19 protein-coding genes and 4 tRNA genes are annotated in these 21,143 nt (G+C 59.9%); 5 read left to right on the forward strand and 18 right to left on the reverse strand.

Annotated features, from left to right (window positions below; translation table 11 throughout):
- Positions 1-46 precede the first annotated feature (46 nt).
- The 5 genes from yigB to ABTW55_RS09635 form a co-directional block, all read right to left on the reverse strand.
- A complete protein-coding gene (yigB, locus tag ABTW55_RS09615; RefSeq protein WP_060423415.1) occupies positions 47-763 on the reverse strand; it encodes a 5-amino-6-(5-phospho-D-ribitylamino)uracil phosphatase YigB in 717 nt (238 codons plus the stop codon).
- Positions 763-1,674 carry a tyrosine recombinase XerC gene (xerC, locus tag ABTW55_RS09620; RefSeq protein ID WP_016929495.1) on the reverse strand — a complete coding sequence of 304 codons (912 nt, stop codon included), beginning with the start codon at positions 1,672-1,674 and terminating at the stop codon, positions 763-765. The genes yigB and xerC overlap by 1 nt, the downstream gene beginning before the upstream one ends.
- Positions 1,671-2,384 carry a DUF484 domain-containing protein gene (locus tag ABTW55_RS09625; protein WP_033636652.1) on the reverse strand — a complete coding sequence of 238 codons (714 nt, stop codon included), beginning with the start codon at positions 2,382-2,384 and terminating at the stop codon, positions 1,671-1,673. Before ABTW55_RS09625 ends, xerC begins: the two co-directional genes overlap by 4 nt.
- A complete protein-coding gene (gene dapF / locus ABTW55_RS09630; protein WP_004934244.1) occupies positions 2,381-3,205 on the reverse strand; it encodes a diaminopimelate epimerase in 825 nt (274 codons plus the stop codon). The genes ABTW55_RS09625 and dapF overlap by 4 nt, the downstream gene beginning before the upstream one ends.
- A 71-nt stretch (positions 3,206-3,276) precedes the next feature.
- Positions 3,277-3,483, reverse strand: a complete 207-nt coding sequence (locus ABTW55_RS09635) for a lipoprotein (protein ID WP_004934241.1) — start codon at positions 3,481-3,483, stop codon at positions 3,277-3,279.
- A gap of 78 nt (positions 3,484-3,561) precedes the next feature.
- Here ABTW55_RS09635 and cyaY point away from each other — a divergent pair, with 78 nt between their 5' ends.
- Entirely contained in the window at positions 3,562-3,882 is a 321-nt protein-coding gene (cyaY, locus tag ABTW55_RS09640) for an iron donor protein CyaY (protein WP_033649637.1), read from the forward strand.
- A 36-nt stretch (positions 3,883-3,918) separates the two neighbouring features.
- On the opposite strand, the gene ABTW55_RS09645 is transcribed toward cyaY, so the two are convergent.
- Positions 3,919-6,471 (reverse strand): class I adenylate cyclase, encoded by a 2,553-nt coding sequence (locus ABTW55_RS09645; protein ID WP_019452546.1) that lies wholly within the window; start codon positions 6,469-6,471, stop codon positions 3,919-3,921.
- A 316-nt stretch (positions 6,472-6,787) separates the two neighbouring features.
- Between ABTW55_RS09645 and hemC the strand changes: the two genes are divergently transcribed.
- From hemC to hemY, 4 genes are read left to right on the forward strand one after another with little or no spacing between them, the layout of a single operon-like run.
- On the forward strand, positions 6,788-7,729 hold the full coding sequence (gene hemC / locus ABTW55_RS09650; RefSeq protein WP_060423418.1) for a hydroxymethylbilane synthase: 942 nt from the start codon (positions 6,788-6,790) through the stop codon (positions 7,727-7,729).
- Positions 7,726-8,466, forward strand: a complete 741-nt coding sequence (hemD, locus tag ABTW55_RS09655) for a uroporphyrinogen-III synthase (RefSeq protein WP_060423421.1) — start codon at positions 7,726-7,728, stop codon at positions 8,464-8,466. Before hemC ends, hemD begins: the two co-directional genes overlap by 4 nt.
- A 22-nt stretch (positions 8,467-8,488) precedes the next feature.
- Positions 8,489-9,613, forward strand: coding sequence for a uroporphyrinogen-III C-methyltransferase (gene hemX / locus ABTW55_RS09660; protein ID WP_033636648.1), 1,125 nt, complete (start codon positions 8,489-8,491; stop codon positions 9,611-9,613).
- 3 nt (positions 9,614-9,616) lie between these two features.
- A complete protein-coding gene (gene hemY, locus ABTW55_RS09665; protein WP_033649634.1) occupies positions 9,617-10,813 on the forward strand; it encodes a protoheme IX biogenesis protein HemY in 1,197 nt (398 codons plus the stop codon).
- Between the two features lie 727 nt (positions 10,814-11,540).
- Here hemY and ABTW55_RS09670 read toward each other — a convergent pair.
- From ABTW55_RS09670 to rfbA, 12 genes are all read right to left on the reverse strand, one after another.
- Positions 11,541-11,617 (reverse strand) — tRNA-Pro (locus tag ABTW55_RS09670).
- Positions 11,618-11,691: 74 nt separating this feature from the next.
- A tRNA-Leu gene (locus tag ABTW55_RS09675) sits at positions 11,692-11,778 on the reverse strand.
- Between the two features lie 41 nt (positions 11,779-11,819).
- Positions 11,820-11,895: transfer RNA gene (locus ABTW55_RS09680), tRNA-His, on the reverse strand.
- 59 nt (positions 11,896-11,954) lie between these two features.
- A tRNA-Arg gene (locus ABTW55_RS09685) sits at positions 11,955-12,031 on the reverse strand.
- Between the two features lie 135 nt (positions 12,032-12,166).
- Complete coding sequence (locus ABTW55_RS09690) at positions 12,167-13,570, reverse strand: amino acid permease (protein ID WP_060423426.1); 1,404 nt, start codon at positions 13,568-13,570, stop codon at positions 12,167-12,169.
- A 365-nt stretch (positions 13,571-13,935) separates the two neighbouring features.
- Positions 13,936-14,676: a lipopolysaccharide N-acetylmannosaminouronosyltransferase gene (gene wecG / locus ABTW55_RS09695; protein WP_060423429.1), complete on the reverse strand. Its 741-nt coding sequence runs from the start codon at positions 14,674-14,676 to the stop codon at positions 13,936-13,938.
- Positions 14,677-14,690: 14 nt separating this feature from the next.
- Positions 14,691-16,058: an ECA oligosaccharide polymerase gene (gene wzyE / locus ABTW55_RS09700; protein ID WP_033649865.1), complete on the reverse strand. Its 1,368-nt coding sequence runs from the start codon at positions 16,056-16,058 to the stop codon at positions 14,691-14,693.
- Entirely contained in the window at positions 16,055-17,140 is a 1,086-nt protein-coding gene (locus tag ABTW55_RS09705) for a TDP-N-acetylfucosamine:lipid II N-acetylfucosaminyltransferase (RefSeq protein WP_047569827.1), read from the reverse strand. Before ABTW55_RS09705 ends, wzyE begins: the two co-directional genes overlap by 4 nt.
- Positions 17,137-18,387 carry a lipid III flippase WzxE gene (gene wzxE, locus ABTW55_RS09710; protein WP_047569829.1) on the reverse strand — a complete coding sequence of 417 codons (1,251 nt, stop codon included), beginning with the start codon at positions 18,385-18,387 and terminating at the stop codon, positions 17,137-17,139. The genes ABTW55_RS09705 and wzxE overlap by 4 nt, the downstream gene beginning before the upstream one ends.
- 1 nt (position 18,388) lies before the next feature.
- Positions 18,389-19,519, reverse strand: a complete 1,131-nt coding sequence (rffA, locus tag ABTW55_RS09715) for a dTDP-4-amino-4,6-dideoxygalactose transaminase (RefSeq protein WP_041037217.1) — start codon at positions 19,517-19,519, stop codon at positions 18,389-18,391.
- Positions 19,506-20,237 carry a dTDP-4-amino-4,6-dideoxy-D-galactose acyltransferase gene (gene rffC / locus ABTW55_RS09720; protein WP_033654007.1) on the reverse strand — a complete coding sequence of 244 codons (732 nt, stop codon included), beginning with the start codon at positions 20,235-20,237 and terminating at the stop codon, positions 19,506-19,508. Before rffC ends, rffA begins: the two co-directional genes overlap by 14 nt.
- Positions 20,215-21,096, reverse strand: a complete 882-nt coding sequence (rfbA, locus tag ABTW55_RS09725; RefSeq protein WP_033654006.1) for a glucose-1-phosphate thymidylyltransferase RfbA — start codon at positions 21,094-21,096, stop codon at positions 20,215-20,217. The genes rffC and rfbA overlap by 23 nt, the downstream gene beginning before the upstream one ends.
- Positions 21,097-21,143: the final 47 nt, after the last annotated feature.

Genomic DNA, 21,143 nt, shown 5'->3' on the forward strand with positions numbered 1-21,143 from the left:
GCTGACGGGTTTTTCACTGGAAATTTATACAGAGTTCTGGCAGGGATTATAACAATGCTGTCAGCGATGCCAACTGCGAAATCTCAATATGCGGCAGCAGGCGGCTGTCGGCGGCTTGCATCAGGCAGCGTTGCCGATCGTTGATCCAACAGGCCTGCAGCCCCGCGCGCAACGCGCCGGCGACGTCGGTGGTCAGATCGTCGCCCACGTGCAGGATCTGCTCGGGCGCCACGCCCAGCCGCTCGACGGCCAGGTGATACATGTCCTGGTACGGCTTGGCGCGCCCGTCCGGCCCGGAGCGCAACACGAACTGGAAATAACCGTCCAGGCCGCACTGCACCGGATCGGCGTTGCCGTTGGTGATCGCCACCAGCGGGTAGCGCGCGGCCAGCGCCTTCAGCGTGGCGTGGGTCGCTTGCGGCACCTCGATGCGGCTGCGCCACAGCGCGAAGTTTTGCATCGCCGCATCGGCCCCAATCGCCGCGTCGGCATCGCGCAGCCCCTGCCGGCTCAGCGCCAGATGAATGGCGCGCCAGCGCCACTGGGTGACGTCGTGGTAAATCTCCGGATCCTGCTCGCGCAGCTCCTGGCGCAGGCGGTGGAAATCCGCCGACTGGAAGCTGTTCAGACCGGGATGGTAGCTCTGCAGGAAGGCCACCGACTGTTGTTCGGTTTGCCGGATCACCGGGCGATTGTCATACAGCGTGTCGTCCAGATCGAAAGTCAGCGCCGCCAGCGGGCGCAGCGGGCGATAAAAATGCATCAGGATTTCCCCCGTTTGGCGCGCGGATGCGCGGCATCGTACACGTTCGCCAGATGTTGAAAGTCGAGGTGGGTATAAATTTGCGTGGTGGTCAGGTTGGCGTGGCCGAGCAGCTCCTGCACCGCGCGCAGATCGCCGCTCGACTCCAGCATGTGAGTGGCGAAGGAGTGACGCAGCTTGTGCGGGTGAATATGGCTGTTGACGCCCTGTTTCACGCCCCATTCGGCGAAGCGCTTTTGCACGTTGCGCGTCGAGATGCGCCGCCCCTGATTGGACAGGAACATCGCGTCATCTTCCGGCCCGAACAGATCGCGCATCGCCAGCCAGTGTTCCAGCCAGGTGACGGCGGTGCGCCCGATCGGCAATTTGCGCTCTTTACTGCCTTTCCCCATCACCCACACCTCGCCGGCCGCCATATCGACATGGCGGCAATCCAGCCCCACCAGCTCGGAGAGGCGCAGGCCGGCGCCGTACATCACCTCCAGCATGGCGCGATCGCGCACCGCCAGCGGATCGTTGAGATCGATCTCCAGCAGCTGATTCATTTCATCGACGTCGATGTTTTTCGGCAGATGGCGGCCGCTGCGCGGCGTGCGGATGCCTTTGGCGGGGTTGGCGTGCAATACGCCCTGGCTGACCAGCCAGTCGAGGAAACTGCGCAACGAAGAGAGCCGCAGCGCCAGGCTGGCGGACTGCAGACCGGCGCGTTTGCTGCGCGCCGCCAGCATGCGCACCCGGGCGGCGTCCAGCGCCGCCCAGTCGGTGACGCCGATCTCCTGCGCCAGGCGCATCAGCGCCGCCAGCTGGCGCGAATAGCTGAGCTGCGTCAGCGGGCTGAGTTGCCGTTCTACCTTGAGATAACGCAGAAAAGCGTCCACCGGCTGCTGCAGGCTGGGCGCAATCGGCGTCATGCGCGTTCGACCCAGCGTTCCAGCAGCGCCGGCAGCATGCGCGCCAGTTGATTGAGCATCACCGTGCCCATGCCCTGCTGATAATGTTGCGTATCGCGGCTGCTGAAGATCACCATGCCCAGTTCGCCATCGTCGCCCAGCATCGACAGCGCCACCGAGCCAATCTGGCCAATCTGTTTGGCCTGCGGCAACAGCAGCAGCAGTTCGGGGCCGTTCAGGCCGCCGAGGTAATGTTGTTCGCTGCCCAGCCGCTGAATGCGAAACGGCTCGAACGCCGAACGCGTCAGCGCCAGGTGGGTAAAGTCGGAAGGCGCGCCGATCTTCCAGCGCTCGGCGAACAGGCGCACCGTGGCGCCGGCCAAACCAAAACCGCGCGCCCAGCGCTGCAGCCGGTTGAGCATGTCCTGCAGGCTGTCGGCGGTGGCCAGATCGGCCTGCAGGTGCAACAACCGGGCGAACAGCCCTTCGTTGGCGCTGGCCTGCTCCATCAACAGCGTGATCTCTTCTTCCAGCCGCTCGATGTGATTGCGCTGGCGGGCCAGATGCCATTCCACCAGCGAAACGGTGCCGCGCACCGGGTGAGGCACGCGCATCTGCTCAACCTGGCGCGCGTTGCGAATAAAGAAATCCGGGTTCTGCAGCAGGTACTGCATCACGGTGTCGTCATCCAGCGCCAGGCCGGCGACGCTCTGTTCTTCTACGCTTTTCATAGATGAATAAATCCGTCATAGACATGGGTTGCCGGGCCGGTCATAAACAGCGGGTTGCCCGGCCCTTTCCAGCGAATATGCAGGCTGCCGCCCGGCAGTTCTACATGCACCTCTTCTGACAGCAATTCCTGTTGGATCCCCACCGCCACCGCCGCACAGGCGCCGCTGCCGCAGGCCTGCGTTTCGCCGGCGCCGCGCTCGTAAACGCGCAGCTTGATGTGATCGCGGCTGACCACCTGCATAAAACCGATGTTGGCCCGTTCCGGGAAGCGCTCATGCCCTTCCAGCACCGGCCCGAGCAGCTCCACCTTGGCGGTTTTTACATCGTCCACCTGCAAAACACAATGCGGGTTGCCCATCGACACCACGCCGCACAGCACGGTGTGTTCCGCCGCGCGCATGATGTAGGTCTTTTCAGCCTTGGCGGCGCGGAACGGCACCGCCTGCGGATCGAAATTAGGCTCGCCCATGTTGACGCACACCAGATCGTCGTCGGTGACGCTGAGCACCATGCGCCCGGTTTGGGTGCTGACGCGGATGTCGCGTTTGTTGGTCAGCCCTTTCAGCCGCACAAAGCGCGCGAAGCAGCGCGCGCCGTTGCCGCACTGCGCCACTTCGCTGCCGTCGGCGTTGAAAATTCGGTAGTGAAAATCCAGCTCGGGATCGTAAGGCGGTTCTACCACCAGCATCTGGTCAAAGCCGACGCCCAGGTGCCGATCGGCCAGCCGGCGGATCAGCTCAGGTGAAAAATAGACATTCTGTGTAACGGCATCGACCACCATAAAGTCGTTGCCCAGACCGTGCATTTTGGAGAACTGCATATCATACTCCGCTATCTGGACGCGCTATCCGTCTTGATTTTACGGCGGCGCTCGCCACCGTAAACAGGGTGTTACTGGTCGACCATCGACGGTTTTTGCTGAGAGCCAGACTGCTCCTGCTGGTTCTTTTGCACCTGATCGCCCGTTTGCACCGGCGGCTTGGCCGGTTTTTGGCTGGCGGGGTCGGCAGGCGGGAAGTAAAGCGGGCCTTTCAGACCACAGCCGGCGAGGCCGGTAACCAGAACGGCCATCAGCGCATAGCGTAGTTGTTTTTTCATTTGCATTAATGCCTGTAATTCATGCGTCCAAGGTCTCTATAATCGCAGGTGGATCATGAAAAGCAATAGGAATTGAATATGAACGACAGCGAGTTTCACCAGTTGGCCGACCAGCTGATGCTGAATATTGAAGAGACACTGGACGATTTTGACGGCGATGCGGACATCGATTACGAAACCAATGGCGGCGTAATGACGCTGAGCTTCGAAAACGGCACCAAAATCGTCATCAACCGCCAAGAGCCGCTGCACCAGGTGTGGCTCGCCACCAAGGCCGGCGGCTACCACTTCAACTACCGCGACGGCGCTTGGCTATGCGATCGCAGCGGGCAGCCGTTTTATCAGCTGCTCAGCGAAGCGGCCAGCGCGCAGGCCGGCGAGGAACTGCGTTTTTCCTGAGGCTAAGCAGGGCTCGGCAACCGAGCCCTTGCGGCGTCAATGTAGCTGGAACTGCTGTTTCAGCGGCTGAGCGGCGCCATCGGCCACCGTCACGCACAGGCTGGACAGCACGTTGCTGCGGAACGGGATCACCTGCGTGCGCCCGTCGAGCTGCACGATCTGATAGAACTGCGGCAGGTTGAAGTTGATGAAGCTGGAGCCGTAGGTGAAGCGATCGTGCGAGGATGAATAGAAGCGGCTGACGTCGCGCACCAGCTCCTCTTTACTGCCCTCGCAGTGGTGATACACCTCCACCCGATTCGACTCGTCCAGAATATAGATGTTGAAGCCCTTGTCGTCTGAGGTGTCTTCGAAGAAGAACTGGATGATCCCCTCGCTGGCGAAGCCGTCCACCACCGGCGGCAAATGCACCTGATCGGTTTCCACCTTGATAGACAGGCCGTGCAGCTTGTTGTTGGAGATGGCGCCGTAAAACTCCACCGCGTTCTCCAGCTTTTGCACCGATACGCTCAGGCGCTCGAAGAACAGCCCCCAGGTCTGCCCGGCGACGCGCACCGCCTTGAAGCGGCCGGGCTCCAGGCGGGTGCTGGACAGGCGCAGCTCGATGCACTCCGACACCAGCTGCTGGATACGGGTGCGGATCAGGCCGCGCAGGTGCTGGCTGTAGCAGAACACTTCCACCGACTCCGGCGGCGCGGCGTCCTGGTGCATTTTGCCGAGAATGGTTTTCAGCGCTTCCAGCACCGACTGCTCGCCGCTGAAATGCAGGGTGCGCACTTCGTTCCAGGAGTTGCGGTACAGCAGATCGATGCTGCCCACCAGGCACTGCTGCTGCTGGCCGAAGCTGAACACGTCCAGCTTGCGGAAATCGAAATGCACCACCTGATTGCGGAAGGCGGCGGTCGGATCGTTTTCCAGATTGACGATGATCGCCAGATGGCGGATCTCGCACGGGCTGTACAGCGCTTTCGGCGTCGGCGCCGGCAGGCGCAGCGGGAAGTGATGAGAAACGTCGGCCACCAGCTCCTGCAGCTTGGCGGTGTCGCACAGGTTGCCGCTCTTGATGTGCAGGCGGGTCTGCGGCGTCAGCAGGCCGTTGAAATAGGCCCAGGCCACCAGCTTGTTCAGGTAGCGGTTATATTCCAGCGGCTGATGGCTGACGATCGAATCCATAGCCGGCGCCTGATTATACAGGTACCAGCCGGTGCGGTTGGCGCGGCCAACCGGCACGTGAATAAAGGTTAAGTCGTTTTCCGACAGGTCCGGCGAAATCTGCGGGTTCACCAGCGTCACCTTGCCGGGCAGCGCTTCGAACGCCGCGTACAGTTTGCGGGTCAGCACGCCGATATCCTGCGGGCTGGCGCTGACGCTGAGGTTGTTGCGGCGGGCGAAACGGATCAGGTTGCGGTAGCTCTGCATCATCGCGTCGAGCAGCTCGTTATGCGCTTCGCGCACCCGTTCGATTTTCCAGTTGGCGCGGTTGTCCAGCATCGCCAGACGCTCTTCGCTCCAGCCCCATTCGCTGACCAGCTGGCTGAGGATCTCGCGCCGCCAGCCGACGCAGGCCTTGGCCAGCGACAGCTTTTCACACACTTTCAGGTAGAAACAGCGGCGGGCCAGATCGAGACGGGTGGTGTCGTTGATGTCGGTCAGGTAGCGGGTGACGCGCTCGAGCATCATGCAGTAGGCGTCGAGCCCGAAGCTGACGATCTCGCCCTGATGCAGGCGATGTTTGATGTCCGTCGCCAGCAGTTGGGTATTGGGATATTCCCAGGAATAGGCTTCCAGCAGCAGGGTCTTCAGCACCGCCTTGTAAGGCGAATCGATGCTCTTGTACAGCTGCCACAGGCTGGCGCCGAAGTACTCTTCCGCCGACAGCGAACTCAGGCCGCCGAGATCCAGCCACTCGTTCGGCGTCAGCGCGCCCTGCGCGTACAGCGACAGCACGTATTCATCGTAGTGCGCTTCTTCTTCGCCCGGCACCATGTTCCACAGGATGCGCTTGCCGGCCAGGCGCACCGCGGTGCGGTAGAATTCGTCGAGCAACAGGATATGCTGCGTCGAGCCGCAGTCTTCGCCGCCCAGGCTGCCGCTTTCATTATGGCGGAAGCGGTTTTCGTCGATCAGGAAGAAGCTGACTTCCACCCCCATCGAGGCGGCCCACTTCTCAAGCAGGCTGCATTTTTGCTGCAGGCGGGTGCGTTCTTCGTTGTCCAGCCAGGACTGGTGGCAGACCCAGATGTCGAGATCCGAGCTGCAGCTTTGGCCGATAGACGAGGTGCTGCCCATCGAATAGACGCCGGTGATCGGCAGCTCACCGCTGGCCGGTTTGTCAAACGGGCTGCCCCATTTGTCTTCTAAATCGTTCAGGTAATCTTGTTGAGTTTCATCAGGCGTGTAGAGGCAAATGCCGTGGGGAACGTTACCGTTCAGGTAACCCGGCATCAGCGGGTGATGGTGGTGCAGTAAGGTGGGCAGCAGACTGTATACCCGTTGAAACGCGGGCTTCATAGCCGCCAGGGCGCGATCGACGCGTAGCTGATTGATCGCATCCAGTCTCTGCTTCAATGTCTCGATGTAGAGGTACAAGACGTCTCGCCTGATTATCCCGGTGTTTAGAAAAAAACCCGTATTCCATAAGCGCCGTTAGTGTAAGAAGAATATTTGGCGACTTATTGCTGGAAACGTGATCAATTTAACACCTTGCTGATTGACCGTAAAGGAGGTAACGCTTCACAATTATTGTAGCGCTTCCCTAAACGATTTACCCGCAGTGTTAACTGCCCCAAAGCACATCACACGTCCCTTTGATTCCGTTGTCCTTTTTCCGCCTCCGGCTTCTTGCACTGACAGTATTGGCTCTCAGTGGTAGGATGGATGGCGAAATATAAAAACGGTAACAAGCATGTTAGACAAAATTATTCGAATTGCCACCCGACAAAGCCCGCTTGCACTCTGGCAAGCACATTATGTGCAGCAACGTCTGATGGCCTGCCATCCCGGCCTGCAGGTCGAGTTGGTGCCGATGGTGACGCGCGGCGACGTTATTCTGGATACGCCGCTGGCAAAAGTCGGCGGTAAAGGCCTGTTTGTTAAAGAACTCGAGCTGGCGCTGCTGGAAGGCCGCGCCGACATCGCCGTGCACTCGATGAAAGACGTGCCGGTCGATTTCCCCGCCGGCCTCGGTTTGACCACCATTTGCGAACGCGAAGATCCGCGCGACGCTTTTGTTTCCAACCGTTTCGCCTCGCTCGATCAACTGCCGCAGGGCAGCGTGGTCGGCACTTCCAGCCTGCGCCGCCAGTGCCAACTGCGTGAACGCCGCCCGGATCTGATCGTGTGCGACCTACGCGGCAACGTCGGCACTCGCCTGGCCAAGTTGGACAACGGCGACTATGACGCAATTATTCTGGCGGTGGCCGGCCTGAAACGCCTGGGACTGGAGCAACGCATCCGCAGCCCGCTGAGCGCCGAAGAGTGCCTGCCGGCGGTCGGCCAGGGTGCGGTCGGCATTGAATGCCGTCTCGACGACAGCGTCACCCGCGCGCTGCTGGCGCCGCTGAACCATGCGGCCACCGAAACCCGCGTGCGCGCCGAACGGGCGATGAACACCCGTCTGGAAGGCGGCTGCCAGGTGCCGATCGGCAGCTATGCCGAACTGGAAGGCGACAGCCTGTGGCTGCGTGCCCTGGTCGGTGCCCCGGACGGCAGCCAGATGGTGCGCGGCGAACGCCGCGGCCCGGCCGCCGAGGCCGAACGGATGGGCGTTGAGCTGGCGGAAGAGCTGCTGGCGCGCGGCGCGCGCGAGATCCTGCGTGAGGTTTATCAGGGAAACCCGCCGGCATGACGATCCTGGTAACCCGCCCATCGCCTTCGGGCGAGCAATTAGTGAGCCGGCTGCGCGCACTCGGCCGGGTTGCCTATCATGCACCGCTGATCGACTTCGCCCCCGGCAACGATCTGCCGCAGCTGCCGCAGGCGTTGCAGCAGTTGAACGCCGGCGATCTGGTGTTCGTGCTGTCGCAGCATTCGGTGAACTATGCCGATTCGGTCATCGGCCGCGCCGGGCTGAGCTGGCCCGCGCACCTGACTTATTACGCCATCGGCCGCACCACCGGGCTGGCGCTGCACCGCATCAGCAGTTTGCCGGTGGAATACCCGCGCGAACGCGAGATCAGCGAAACGCTGCTGCTGCTGCCGGCGCTGCAAAAGCTGGCGGGCAAACGCGCGCTGATTTTGCGCGGCAACGGCGGCCGTGAGTTGCTGGGCACGACGCTGAGCGAGCGCGGCGCCGACGTCAGCTATTATGAATGCTATCAACGCAGCCCGGTGCACTACGACGGCAGCGAGCAGAGCGCCCACTGGCAGCGCGCCGGTGTGGATACGCTGGTGGTGACCAGCGGTGAAATGTTACAACAGCTCTATACTTTAGTTCCTGATTACTATCGTTCTTCATGGCTGCTGCGTTGCCGCCTGGTAGTAGTGAGCGAACGCCTGGCTACCCTCGCCCGGGATTTGGGCTGGCGTACGATTCGGGTAGCTGACAACGCCGATAATGACGCGCTGATCCGCGCGCTACAATAATCTGACTATGGGATGTGCCACTATGACGGAACAAAATACCCCATCCGCCCCGGTTGAAGAGCCAACCACCGCGGTTGAGAGCTCCCAGCAGCCAGCCGCTGCCAGCCGCAAAGGCAAGAACACCGGCCCGGTGCTCGGCGCGATCGCTATCGTGCTGGTCATCGCCCTCGGCGCGGGCGGCTATTACCACACGCACCAGCAGGCGCAACAGCTGATCGCCGCCAATCAGGCGCTGCAGCAGCAGCTTGAAGGCGTGAAGCAGAGCCAGCAGCAGGAAAGAAATGCGCTGGAAGGCCTGTTGCAGCAGCAGGGTAAAACCCTGGACGCCGCCGATCGCGAGCAGGCTAACCTCGCGCGCCAACTGAGCGAGCTGCAGGAAAAAGTGGCGACCATCTCCGGCAGCGACGCCAAAACCTGGCTGCTGGCGCAGGCCGATTTCCTGGTGAAAATGGCCGGCCGCAAGCTGTGGAGCGATCAGGACGTGACCAGCGCCGCCGCGCTGCTGAAAAGCGCCGACGCCAGCCTGGCGGACATGAACGATCCTAGCCTGCTCGACGTGCGCCGCGCCATTACCGAAGACATCGGCACGCTTGCTACGCTGACCCAGGTCGATTACGACGGCATCATCCTCAAGGTCAATCAGCTGTCCAATCAGGTGGATAACCTGCGCTTGGCGGACAACGACACCGACGAAGCGCCGATGGATCAAAACAGCAGCGAGCTCTCCGGTTCGATCGCCGAGTGGCGGCAGAACCTGGCCAAGAGCTGGCGCAATTTCATGGCCGACTTCATTACCATCCGCCGCCGCGACGCCAGCGCCGAACCGCTGCTGGCGCCGAACCAGGACATCTACCTGCGCGAAAACATCCGTTCGCGCCTGCTGGTGGCCGCGCAGGCCATCCCGCGCCACCAGAACGAGACCTACAAGCAATCGCTGGAAACCGTCTCCACCTGGGTGCGCGCCTATTTCGACACCACCGATCCGGCGACCAAGGCCTTCCTGGAAGAGCTGGACAGCCTGAGCCAACAGTCGATCTCGATGGACGTGCCGGATCAGCTGAAAAGCCAGCCGCTGCTGGAAAAAGTGATGCAGACCCGGGTGCGCAACCTGATGACCCAGTCCCCTGCCGCTCACCAGGAGGGTTAAGCCATGTTACGCGTGCTATTTCTGTTCCTGGTGGTGATCGCCAGCGTGGTGCTCGGGCCGATGTTGGCCGGGCATCAAGGCTATGTGCTGATCCAGACCGACAACTACAATATCGAAACCAGCGTCACCGGCCTGGCGATCATGCTGGTGCTGCTGTTCGTGGTGCTGCTGGCGATCGAGTGGATCCTGCGCCGTCTCTTCCGCACCGGCGCCCGCACGCGCGGTTGGTTTATCGGCCGCAAGCGCACTCGCGCGCGCCAGCAAACCAAGGCCGCGCTGATCAAGCTGGCGGAAGGCGACTACAAGCAGGTCGAGAAGCTGATGACGCGCAACGCCGATCATGCCGAACAGCCGGTGGTGAACTACCTGCTGGCCGCCGAAGCCGCACAGCAACGCGGCGATGACTTCCGCACCAACCAATATCTGGAGCGCGCTGCCGAAGCGGCCGACACCGATCAGCTGCCGGTGGATATCACCCGGGTTCGCATCCAGCTGGCACAGGGCGAGAACCACGCCGCGCGCCACGGCGTCGATCGCCTGCTGAACCAGGCGCCGCGTCATCCGGAAGTATTGCGCCTGGCGGAACAAGCCTATCTGCGCACCGGCGCCTATGCGTCGCTGCTGGAAGTGCTGCCGTCGATGCGTAAAATCGAACTCCACAGCGAAGAGCAACTGCAGGCATTGCAGCAGCAGGCTTATATCGGGCTGATGAATCAGGCGATGGCGGACGAAGGCAGCGAAGGCCTGAAGCGCTGGTGGAAAGATCAGAGCCGCAAGACGCGTCACGAAGTGCCGCTGCAAATCGCGATGGTGGAACACCTGATCGAATGCAACGACCACGAACTGGCGCAGGAGATCGTGCTCGACAGCCTGAAGCGCCAATACGACGAGCGCCTGGTGCTGCTGCTGCCGCGGCTGAAGTCCGGCAACCCCGAGCAGTTGGAGAAAGCGCTGCGCCAGCAGATGAAGCAGCACGGCGCGACGCCGCTGCTGAACAGCACGCTGGGGCAGCTGCTGATGAAACACGGCGAGTGGCAGCAGGCGGCCGACGTCTTCCGCGAAGCGCTGAAACAGCGCCCGGATGCCTACGACTACGCCTGGTTGGCCGATACGCTGGAAAAACTGCATCGTTCGGATGAAGCGGCGCAGATGCGGCGCGAAGGACTGATGTTGACGCTGAAACAGAACGGCGGCGAATAGCGCCCTGCACGATTGAAGAACAGCGCGGCTCTTGATGCCGCGCTTTTTTTTTGCCAGTTAACATCCTGAGGCGCAAAAAAAAAACACTTGCCGCAGGGCAAGTGTATAAAGAAGCAATCAGGTCTAGGACAACAGGGGCGGTGCCTCACTCAACGTTTTGCCCTGAGCGTGATGACGGGTTAGTCATCGTTCTCGTGGGCGATAGGCACCCTAAATCGGCTCTGCGTCATTCCCAGGGTTTATGAGGCCTAAGGCGAACATAAGAGGTGGAATGAGCATCTACGCTATAGATATTGCACTTGGCGTGCCAACTTTAAGGCTAAGGCCATTCCCAATAAAAAACGGGTCTCAATGCATTGAAATATATTAATTTTTAATTTAACCCTGTCTTTCCTGTTATATGCCACTCTCTGGCATTCCATGCCAGCAGCCGTAATAGGAATGTCGCCTCAAAACGACGACTTAAGCCAAAGCCCATTTTATCTTTTTAAATCAATCAATTATTTGTCTCAACCTGACGACAACGCTGGATGGCGCTGTCGCTGAAAACCAACACGCTTGCCGACAGAGACAAAGTGCCCATCCTTAGATATGCAAAAAGCCCGCGCATTGCTGCACGGGCCTACCTTCGTCTCGCTTCGCGAGGCTCGAACCTCCTGCGGAGGTGCTCATCCTCATAAACTACAGACGAAAAAAAACCTGCTTTAAAAAGCAGGTTTTTCGAATGTGGTCGGCGAGAGAGGATTCGAACCTCCGACCCACTGGTCCCAAACCAGTTGCGCTACCAAGCTGCGCTACTCGCCGATTTGTGTTGCTCATACTACCCGATTTATCAGACCATTGTCCATATAAATCTTATATTTATCAGATATTTTGCGTGGTGCGAAGAGAGGGACTTGAACCCTCACGTCCGTAAGAACACTAACACCTGAAGCTAGCGCGTCTACCAATTCCGCCACCTTCGCACTGTCACAAAATACTGCTAAATCGTCACTTCGTCAGGAAGTGGGGTGGCTAATGGGACTCGAACCCACGACAACTGGAATCACAATCCAGGGCTCTACCAACTGAGCTATAGCCACCATTACTACTTCTTACTCACGCGGTAATATACCACCGCAGCTCCTGCGCACAAACTTAATGGCGCGCCCGACAGGATTCGAACCTGAGACCTCTGCCTCCGGAGGGCAGCGCTCTATCCAGCTGAGCTACGGGCGCGTAGCGCCGTTGCGGGAGGGGATACTACGGATTTACGCCAATCCTGTCTAGTGCTTTTTCGCAGAAATGTTGCGTTTGATTACGCTTTGCTCACTCCCGCGCACAAAAGCGCACTCCGTAGCCCCTTTTCGCCGTTTATTGGCGCGTTTCTACCCGATTTTCAACCGGATGATGTTTCTTGTGCATGCCGAAAGCGAAGTAGCACAGGCTGACGCCGGCTAAGAAAATCGCCCCGACCAGCAGGGAAATGCGCGTATCCGGGTTGATTCCCATGCCGACCAGCACGCAAACCAGAAAAGCGATGGTCAGATAGTTCACATACGGGAACATGATCGACTTAAAGCTGTGGTTTTTGATCGCTTCCTTATGGGCGCGGCGGAAATAGAGTTGGCTTATCAGCACCACGAACCACGGCACCATGCCCGGCAGCACGCTCGCGCTGTAGACATAAACGAACACCTGCTCCGGATTCGGGATGATGTAGTTCAGCGCGGAGCCCACCAACAGGCAGCCGATGGTGACGGCGATGCAGTTCACCGGCACGCCGCTGGCGGAAAGCTTGGTAAGCGCCGCCGGCAGTTGGCGGTTCTTGGCCAGGGCGTACAGCATGCGGCCGCCGCTGTACATGCCGCTGTTGCAACCGGAGAGCGCGGCGGTCAACACCACGAAGTTGATGATGCCGGCGGCGGCAACGATGCCGATCTTGGCGAAGGTCAGCACGAACGGGCTGCCGGTGGTGCCGATGCCGTTCCACGGGAAGATGGTGACAATGACGAAGATCGCACCGACATAGAAGATCAGGATGCGCCACAGGATATTGTTGATCGCGCGTTTCAGCGTCACCTGCGGGTTCTTGGCTTCCCCGGCGGTGATGCCCACCAGTTCAACCCCCTGATAGGACGCCACCACGATGCACAGCGCAAACAGGAAGCCTTTCCAGCCGCCGGCAAAGAAACCGCCGTGCGCCGTCAAATTGGCGAAACCGATAGGTTCACCGCCGTTGCCGAAGCCGAAGAGGATCACCCCCAGCCCCACCAGAATCATCACGATGATGGTGGTGACCTTGATCATGGCGAACCAGAACTCCAGCTCACCGTACAGGCGCACCGCCGCCAGGTTGGCCAACGCGACCATCGCCACGGCGATCAACGCCGGCACCCACTGCGGTATTTCCGGGAACCAGAACTGCACATACACCCCGATGGCGGTGATTTCAGAAATGCCGACGGCAATCCACATAAACCAGTAGCCCCAGGCGGTCAGGTAACCGAAGTAGGGATTCATGTACTTATGCGCGTAAACGGCAAACGACCCGGCGACCGGCTCGAGGAACAGCATTTCCCCCATCGAACGCATAATGAAGAACACGAACAGCCCGGCGATAATGTAAGCCAGCAGCACCGACGGCCCCGCCCATTTCAGCGTACTGGCCGAGCCCATAAACAGGCCGACACCGATGGTGCCCCCCAGAGCGATAAGCTCGATATGCCGGGCCTCAAGGCCCCGGTGTAGCCCTTGCGGTTTCTCTTTGTGTGCCATAAATCCTCAATAATTTTTCTCGGGTCGTGTTTGCCTGCCGGCCGCTGCCGGTCGTTATTGTCATTATTAAAAGAATAAATCATCCCCTGCCGATCGGATTGGCATCAACGGGTTGTCGGAGCGAAGTGACCGTGAGAAGGACATCGTTCAGCGCTGTCGCATCAAGCTTCAGCGGCCAGGGATAATTTCCGGGCGGTATCGTTTCGCATTTCGCCGCTATAAGCAAACCGCAATTTAAAACTTTATGGAATAAATGCGACGACGTTTAGGGCCGAGGGTTATAGATATGCGGGAGAAACGCGCAAAAGCAGATTATTGGTACAGCAGACCGGGGCGGAACAGCACTTTCCGCCCCGGATGAGGGGTTACATCTTGCCGCTGTAGTAGTAGCCGACAAACTTCAACAGCTTCAACTGCCGGCCGATGCGGCTGGGTTGGCTGAGCAGGCGGTAGAGCCATTCCAGACCGAGGTTCTGCCACACCTTGGGCGCACGCTTCACATGGCCGGTAAAGACGTCGTAGGTGCCGCCCACGCCCATATACAGCGCCTGCGGATGCACCTTGCGGCAGTCGCGCATCAGAATCTCCTGCTTCGGCGATCCCATCGCCACCGTCACGATCGCGGCGCCGCTGGCACGAATACGCTCGAACAGCGCCTCGCGCTGATCCGGTTTGAAGTAGCCGTCCTGGCTGCCCACCAGGTTGACATTCCACTGGCTGCGCAGCTTTTGCTCGGTTTCCGCCAAAACCTCCGGCTTGCCGCCGACCAGGAAGACCGGCGTGCCTTCACGGCCGGCGCGTTGCATCAAGGCTTCCCACAGATCGGCGCCCGCAACGCGCGAAACGTCCGCCGCCGGGTATTTGCGGCGAATCGAGCGCACCATGCTGATGCCGTCTGCGTACTTGTACTCCGCATCATCCAGCAACGCATGCAGCGCCTGGTCCTCTTCCGCCTTCAGGATCTTTTCCGCGTTCATGGCCACCAGCGTGCCCTGTTTTACCCGGCCGCCGTCGAACAAAAAGTCCATGCAATGCGCCATATCGCGAAAGCCCCACAGGCTGAAACCGCGCAGCTCATACTGCGGCACCGAAATCTTTGCTTCCATCGTTCTCATTACCCTTACAAAAGACCGTTGGCCCGAGGCGGCGACGCCAGCGCGCGGGTGCGCGTCACTCTGGCCTTGATCAGCCCGGCGGTATCGAACAGCCAATACAGCAACTTCGCCAGCACCAGACAGGCGCCGAAAATAATGCAGAAGAACACCACGCGCGACACGAATGAATCCACCCCTTCCCGCGCCAACACGATCATGTTGAACACCGCGCCGAAGCAGAACCCCTGCAGAATGGCCGCCTTATAGCGGTTCGGCTCGGTTTTGCCCAGCTCATACAGCCAGTCGAACCACTTGATGATCATGCCCACCAGAATCGCGCCGAGCGGGATAAACAGCGCGCCGCCCATCACCACCAGCGAACCGATCAGCGTCGGCGAAATCGCCAGCCCGGAGTGGTTGTTCAGCACTTCCCAGGTGAAGTAGTTGGCCGAGTTCAGCACCACGTCCGGCCGGCCGGGCCAGAGCCAGGTAGGGATAAAGACGTAGAAATCACGCAAGATCGGCGCCAGGCCCTGGAAATCGATCTTGTCGTAATTTTGCAACAGCAGCGCCAGGTTTTCCCACGGCGAGAAGGTATCGCGGGTCAGGTAGAGGAAGGTATAAAACGCCTCCGCGCCGCTGACGTCCAGGCTGTAGCGCTTCAACGCCAGCCAGAACATGCCGACCACGCCGAATATGCCCGCCGCCGCCAGCATCCACAGTGTGATCCAGCCGCGCACGATGCCGATAAACAGGAACAGCGCGAAGGCGATGATGATGTTGGCGCGGGTGCCGCCGACGATCACGTAGGTCAGAATGCCGAACGCCACCGTCGCCACCAGGAACAAGAACCAGGCGCGCAGATCCTGCCGCAGGAAATAGACCACCAGCATCGCCGGAATGAAGAAGTAAAAGAACCGCTTGAGCGCCACGCCGGACACGTCGCTGGAGAAAATCTGGCTGTAGGAATTGAGCTTGAACAGCAGGAAGCCGTTCTGCATGAAGAAGATCCCAACGGTACCGATCGCCACCAGCGCCAGCAGCACCCAGGTCATATGGGTTTCCACCCGGTTCATGGTAAACAGCGCAGCGCGCGGCTGCGTGCGGCGCTTGCGCAGCCGGGTCTTGTAGGTAACGTAATAGATGGCGTAAAACGCCGTCGCCGACAGCAGGGCGTACAGCAGAAACTCCACCGGCACTACCTCGACGTCAAACTGGAACACCAGCAGGCAGGTCAAAGGAAAACCGAAATAAAACGTCAGCAAATACAGCAGCGAGAAGAAGACGTTGAAGTTAAAGCGCACGCGCCGAAACTCCTGATAGGTCAGCGTCAGGATAAACGTCAGGCTGACCAGATAGACGACGAACAGGCCGCCGAATTGCGCCAACGTCATGAGTGCTCTCCCGCCGCCAACGCCAGGGCTTGCTGCCAACCGTCGACATAGTTCGGATTGAAGAAGGCGATCGCCTGTTTATCCACCGCCGCCAGCTGACGCTGCGCTTCACGCACCACCGCCTCGTCCAGCGAATCGCCATAGAACAGCACCGGCAGATGCTGTTCCGCCAAATCCTGCCAGAACGGGTTTTGCCGGCTGAGCACGAAAGGCACGCCGAACTGAATCAGCAGGCACAGGGTGCCAATCCCCTGCTGGCGATTGAAAATGAAATAGCCGAGATCGCAGGCGCGCAGAATATTGAGGTAGTCCTCAAACGCCACCTGCTGCGTGAGCAGCTGCAGGTTTTTCTCGCCGAACAGCGGCAACCCGGCGGCGCGCACCTGCTCGATGTAGGCGTCGTTATTGGTCGGATAGCCCATCGGCAGGATCACGCGCACGTCGGCGCCGAACTGCTGATGAATCGCCTGCAGCGCTTCGATATGCCGATTGCTGCGATCGCCGGAGTTACCCACCAGAATCGTCATCGGCCCGGCCAGGTTTTTCTCGACGTGAACGTCGGTCAGCGCCGGATCCATGCGGGTCGGGAAGTACAGCAGCGAGGCCGGCACCCGCGCATGGCGCTGCTGGTAGTGGATCACGTCGCCGCGGGTAGCAAACACGTTCCCCACCCGCCCCTGCGCAATGCGGCGCAGCAAATAGAACAGCCGGAATTTCCAGCTGGTGGCGTCTTCATACAGATCGGCGCCCCAAATATGCCAACTGACCTGACGCGCCTTGATCTTGCCGTTCAGCAGCGCCAACCACAGCCCCGGATTGAACTGGCCGTGCAGGAAGAAGCGCGCATTGCGATCGGCCTGAGCGCGCGCGATGACCGCCGCCGCCAGGCTTTTCTTGTCTGCGTAGGGCGCAATGTTCAGGGCGGGGAAATCTCCCAGTGCCGCCACATCCTTGGCCGCCACCATAAAATGCCGCGTCTGCTCAGCCGGCAAACGCGGCGCCAGCACGTCGTTGAAGAAGCGCAGCACCGTCTGGTTATGATGCGGGATATCGGATCCCAGAACGTGAATCAGTGTGGTCATACTCGTCTACGATAGATAAGAAATACGCAGCTACAGAGCGCGAAATACACGATGTAGGTTGCCATATAGGCCTGAGCCGCCCCCAACGCGCCGTGCAGCGGGATCAGCCAGTGCGAGAACAGCGTCAGCAGCAGAAACTGGCTGACTTCCGTCAGGATATAGAAGCGCAGCGACGCTTTGGCGATCACCAGATAGCCGAACACATAAGCCCCGACTTTCAGCACGTCGCCCACCAGCTGCCAGGCAAACAGATCGCGCATGGCGACGAATTTGTCCGAGAACAGCAGCCAGATGGCGAAATCACGCAGCAGCCACACCGTAAAGCTCGCCGCCGCTACCGCCGGCAGCACGAATTTCAACGAGCGCACGATCTCCCGCGAGATGGTGCCCTTGTCCGTCAGCCGCGACAGCGTCGGCAGCAGATAGACGGTAAACGAGGCGGTGATGAACTGCAGATAGGCATCGGAAATGCTGCTGACGCCCTGCCAGATCCCCACTTCATCCCAACCGTAATGCGCGGCCAACAGGTTACGCATCATCACATAGGCCACCGGCAGCGTCACCGAAGTGATCAGCGCCATGACGGTGAACTTGCCGAGGTTGCCGGCCACGAGTTTGTCCCAGCGCGGCGCCAGGTAGCGCAACGGCAGCGTTTTGCGCCGCCACAGCATCAGCCCGGCCGGCAGTACCACCAACGCCGGCACCAGTGCCAGCCCCGCCAGCGCGCCTTCATAACCGCCCAGCTTGAAGCACAGGTAATAAGCCACCACGCCGATCAGGCTGCCGCCGATCACCGCCAGCGCATTGCCCATCGCGTCGCGATAGCCTTTCAGCACCGCCATAAACAGGTTGGCGTAGGCGATGCCCATCTGAATGAAAGCGACGGCGCGCACCACATCGACGTAATCGGCATGCCCGAACAGCCCGATGCTAATCGGTTCGGCGGCGAACAGAAACACCAGCGCCAGCAAGGTCGAAAAGCCCAGCACGATGCTCGACGCGGTGCCCACCGCCAGACGCAGACGCTGCGGATCCTGGTGGTACTCCGCCACGTATTTGGTGATACCGTTAAAAATGCCCGCGCCGGACAGCACGCCCAGCACGGTAATCAACTGGCGGAAGTTACCCGCCTGCCCCACCCCGCTGGGGCCAAACGCCACCGCCAACAGTTTCACCACCAACAGCCCCACGCCGATTTTGATCAGCGTGGAGCCGGCGGTCCATATCGATGCTTTTGCCAACGACATATCAGGCAAAGAAACTCAGGATGGTATTGATTACCGTACGCTGATTGACATCAGACATATTGTAGAACAGCGGCAAGCGCACCAGGCGCGCGCTTTCCTGCGTGGTGTAACGATCTTCGCCGGCAAAGCGGCCAAAGCGTTCGCCGGCCGGGCAATCATGCAGCGGGATATAGTGGAACACCGCCATGATTTCGGCTTCCTTCAGGTAGTCGATAAAGGCCGTGCGCTCTTCGATATCGCGCAACTTGATATAGAACATGTGCGCGTTATGCACGCAGTCGGCCGGGATGACCGGCAGTTCGATGCGGCCTGACCGGGCCAACGGCAGGAAGCTGTCGTAGTACTTCTGCCACAGAGCCAAACGGCGCTGGTTGATGCGCTCCGCCACCTCCAGCTGGCCCCACAGGTAGGCGGCCTGCAGGTCGGACATCAGATAGCTGGAACCGATGTCGCGCCAGGTATATTTGTCTACCTGGCCACGGAAGAACTGGCTGCGGTTGGTGCCTTTTTCGCGGATGACTTCCGCCCGATCGATCAGGGCCGTATCGTTCACCAGCGTCGCGCCGCCTTCGCCGCCGGCGGTGTAGTTTTTGGTTTCATGGAAGCTGAAGCAGCCGATATGGCCAATGGTGCCCAATGCCTTGCCTTTGTAGGTCGACATCACGCCCTGCGCGGCATCTTCCACCACGAACAGGTTATATTTCTTCGCCAGCGCCATGATGGTATCCATCTCGCAGGCCACGCCGGCATAGTGCACCGGCACAATCGCGCGGGTTTTATCGGTGATCGCCGCTTCGATTTTGGTTTCGTCGATGTTCATGGTGTCTGGACGCAGGTCGACGAACACCACTTTGGCGCCGCGCAGCACAAAGGCGTTGGCGGTGGAAACGAAGGTAAAGCTTGGCATGATCACTTCGTCACCCGGCTGGATATCCAGCAGAATGGCGGCCATTTCCAACGACGCGGTGCAGGAAGGCGTCAACAACACTTTCGCGCTGCCGAAACGCTGTTCCATCCACTGCTGGCAGCGACGGGTGAAACCGCCGTCGCCGCACAATTTGCCGCTGCCCATGGCAGCCTGCATATATTCGAGTTCAGTGCCAACAACCGGTGGAGCGTTAAATGGAATCATGTCTACCTCTGTATAACCAGTACGCGGTGCTTTCAATCACGGCACCCTGTCGTTGATAGAGTCGTAATGCGGCGATATTACCCACCTGGGTCGCAACCCGCAGGCGCTGCATCCCCTGCTGCCGACATTCGGCGATCGCCGCCGTCATCAGCCTGGCGCCTACACCCCGGCCGGATGCGCCGGGGAACGCCGCCAACAGGCCAATGCGCATTTCCTGGCCGCCAATGTCACGCAGGCTGACAAAGCCTTCGGGTTGCCCCTGGCTATCCAGCACCAGCAAGCATTGATGATCAAAGGTGCCCTGCACCGCTTTTTCGATCCAGGCCGCATAGAATCGCCCGCTATCGGCGCGATCGTACCACGGGGCGCGAAATCGGCTGGCAGCGAACACCTCACCGGCGGCAGCGCGCAATGACGGGATGTCCTCGGGAACGGCCTGACGCCCCGCAACCGCCGAAGCGGCATCGGCCGTCGCGCTTTCAGGCGCAACGTTCACCACCAGATCCACTTCCCCTTCGACCAGCCGGAATCCCAGCGTCGACAGCGCGTCGGCCCATCCCAAGCGATAAGCGGGAATTTTGGCCTGCACCAACGCATAGGCATCCAAATCAGCCTCGGCTACGGGTGCCGCCGAGCTATCGAAATGTAATTTGGCGCTCTCTAATTGGAAGAAGTCGCTCTCCCAAACCAGCGGCTCAATACTGGCGTGGACGCGCATGCAGTAAATCCAGTAAATATTTGCCGTAACCGGTTTTGGCCAGCGTCTGAGCCGCGCGTTTTACGCCCTCATCATCCAGCCAGCCATTGCGCCAGGCGATCTCCTCGAGACAGGCGATTTTAAAGCCCTGGCGTTTTTCTACCGTCTGCACGAAGCTGCTGGCTTCCAGCAGACTGTCGTGCGTGCCGGTATCCAACCAGGCGAAACCACGCCCCAACAGCTCGACGTTCAGCTCTCCGCGTTCCAGATACATCTGGTTAATGCTGGTGATTTCCAGCTCGCCGCGCTCCGAAGGCTTCACCTGTTTGGCAAACTCCACCACCTGGCTATCGTAGAAGTACAGGCCGGTCACCGCCCAGTTAGACTTCGGTTTAACCGGTTTTTCTTCGATCGACAGCGCGCGGAAGTGGTCGTCAAACTCCACCACGCCAAAGCGCTCGGGATCCATCACCTGATAGCCAAACACGGTCGCGCCGGTGGAACGAGCCGCAACGCTTTTCAGCTTGGGACTGAACCCCTGCCCAAAGTAAATATTGTCACCCAATACCAGGCAGCTCGGCTCACCGGCCAAAAATTCTTCACCGATCAAAAATGCCTGAGCCAGGCCATCGGGACTTGGCTGTTCGGCATAGCTGAGAGTGATGCCAAACGCTTCTCCGCTGCCTAACAAACGCTTGAATGAAGGCAAATCTTCCGGCGTGGAGATAATCAGAATGTCGTTGATCCCCGCCAGCATCAGCACCGACAAGGGGTAATAGATCATCGGCTTATCGTAAATCGGCAACAGCTGTTTCGATACGCCGCGCGTGATCGGATGCAGACGCGTACCGGAACCGCCGGCCAGAATAATACCTTTCATACTTGCTCCCAAATCCACAGTGCCTGCTAAAGACAGCACTGTGCTAC

The sequence above is a fragment of the Serratia sp. SM04 genome, from assembly GCF_040280225.1.
Taxonomy (GTDB): Bacteria; Pseudomonadota; Gammaproteobacteria; order Enterobacterales; family Enterobacteriaceae; genus Serratia; species Serratia sarumanii.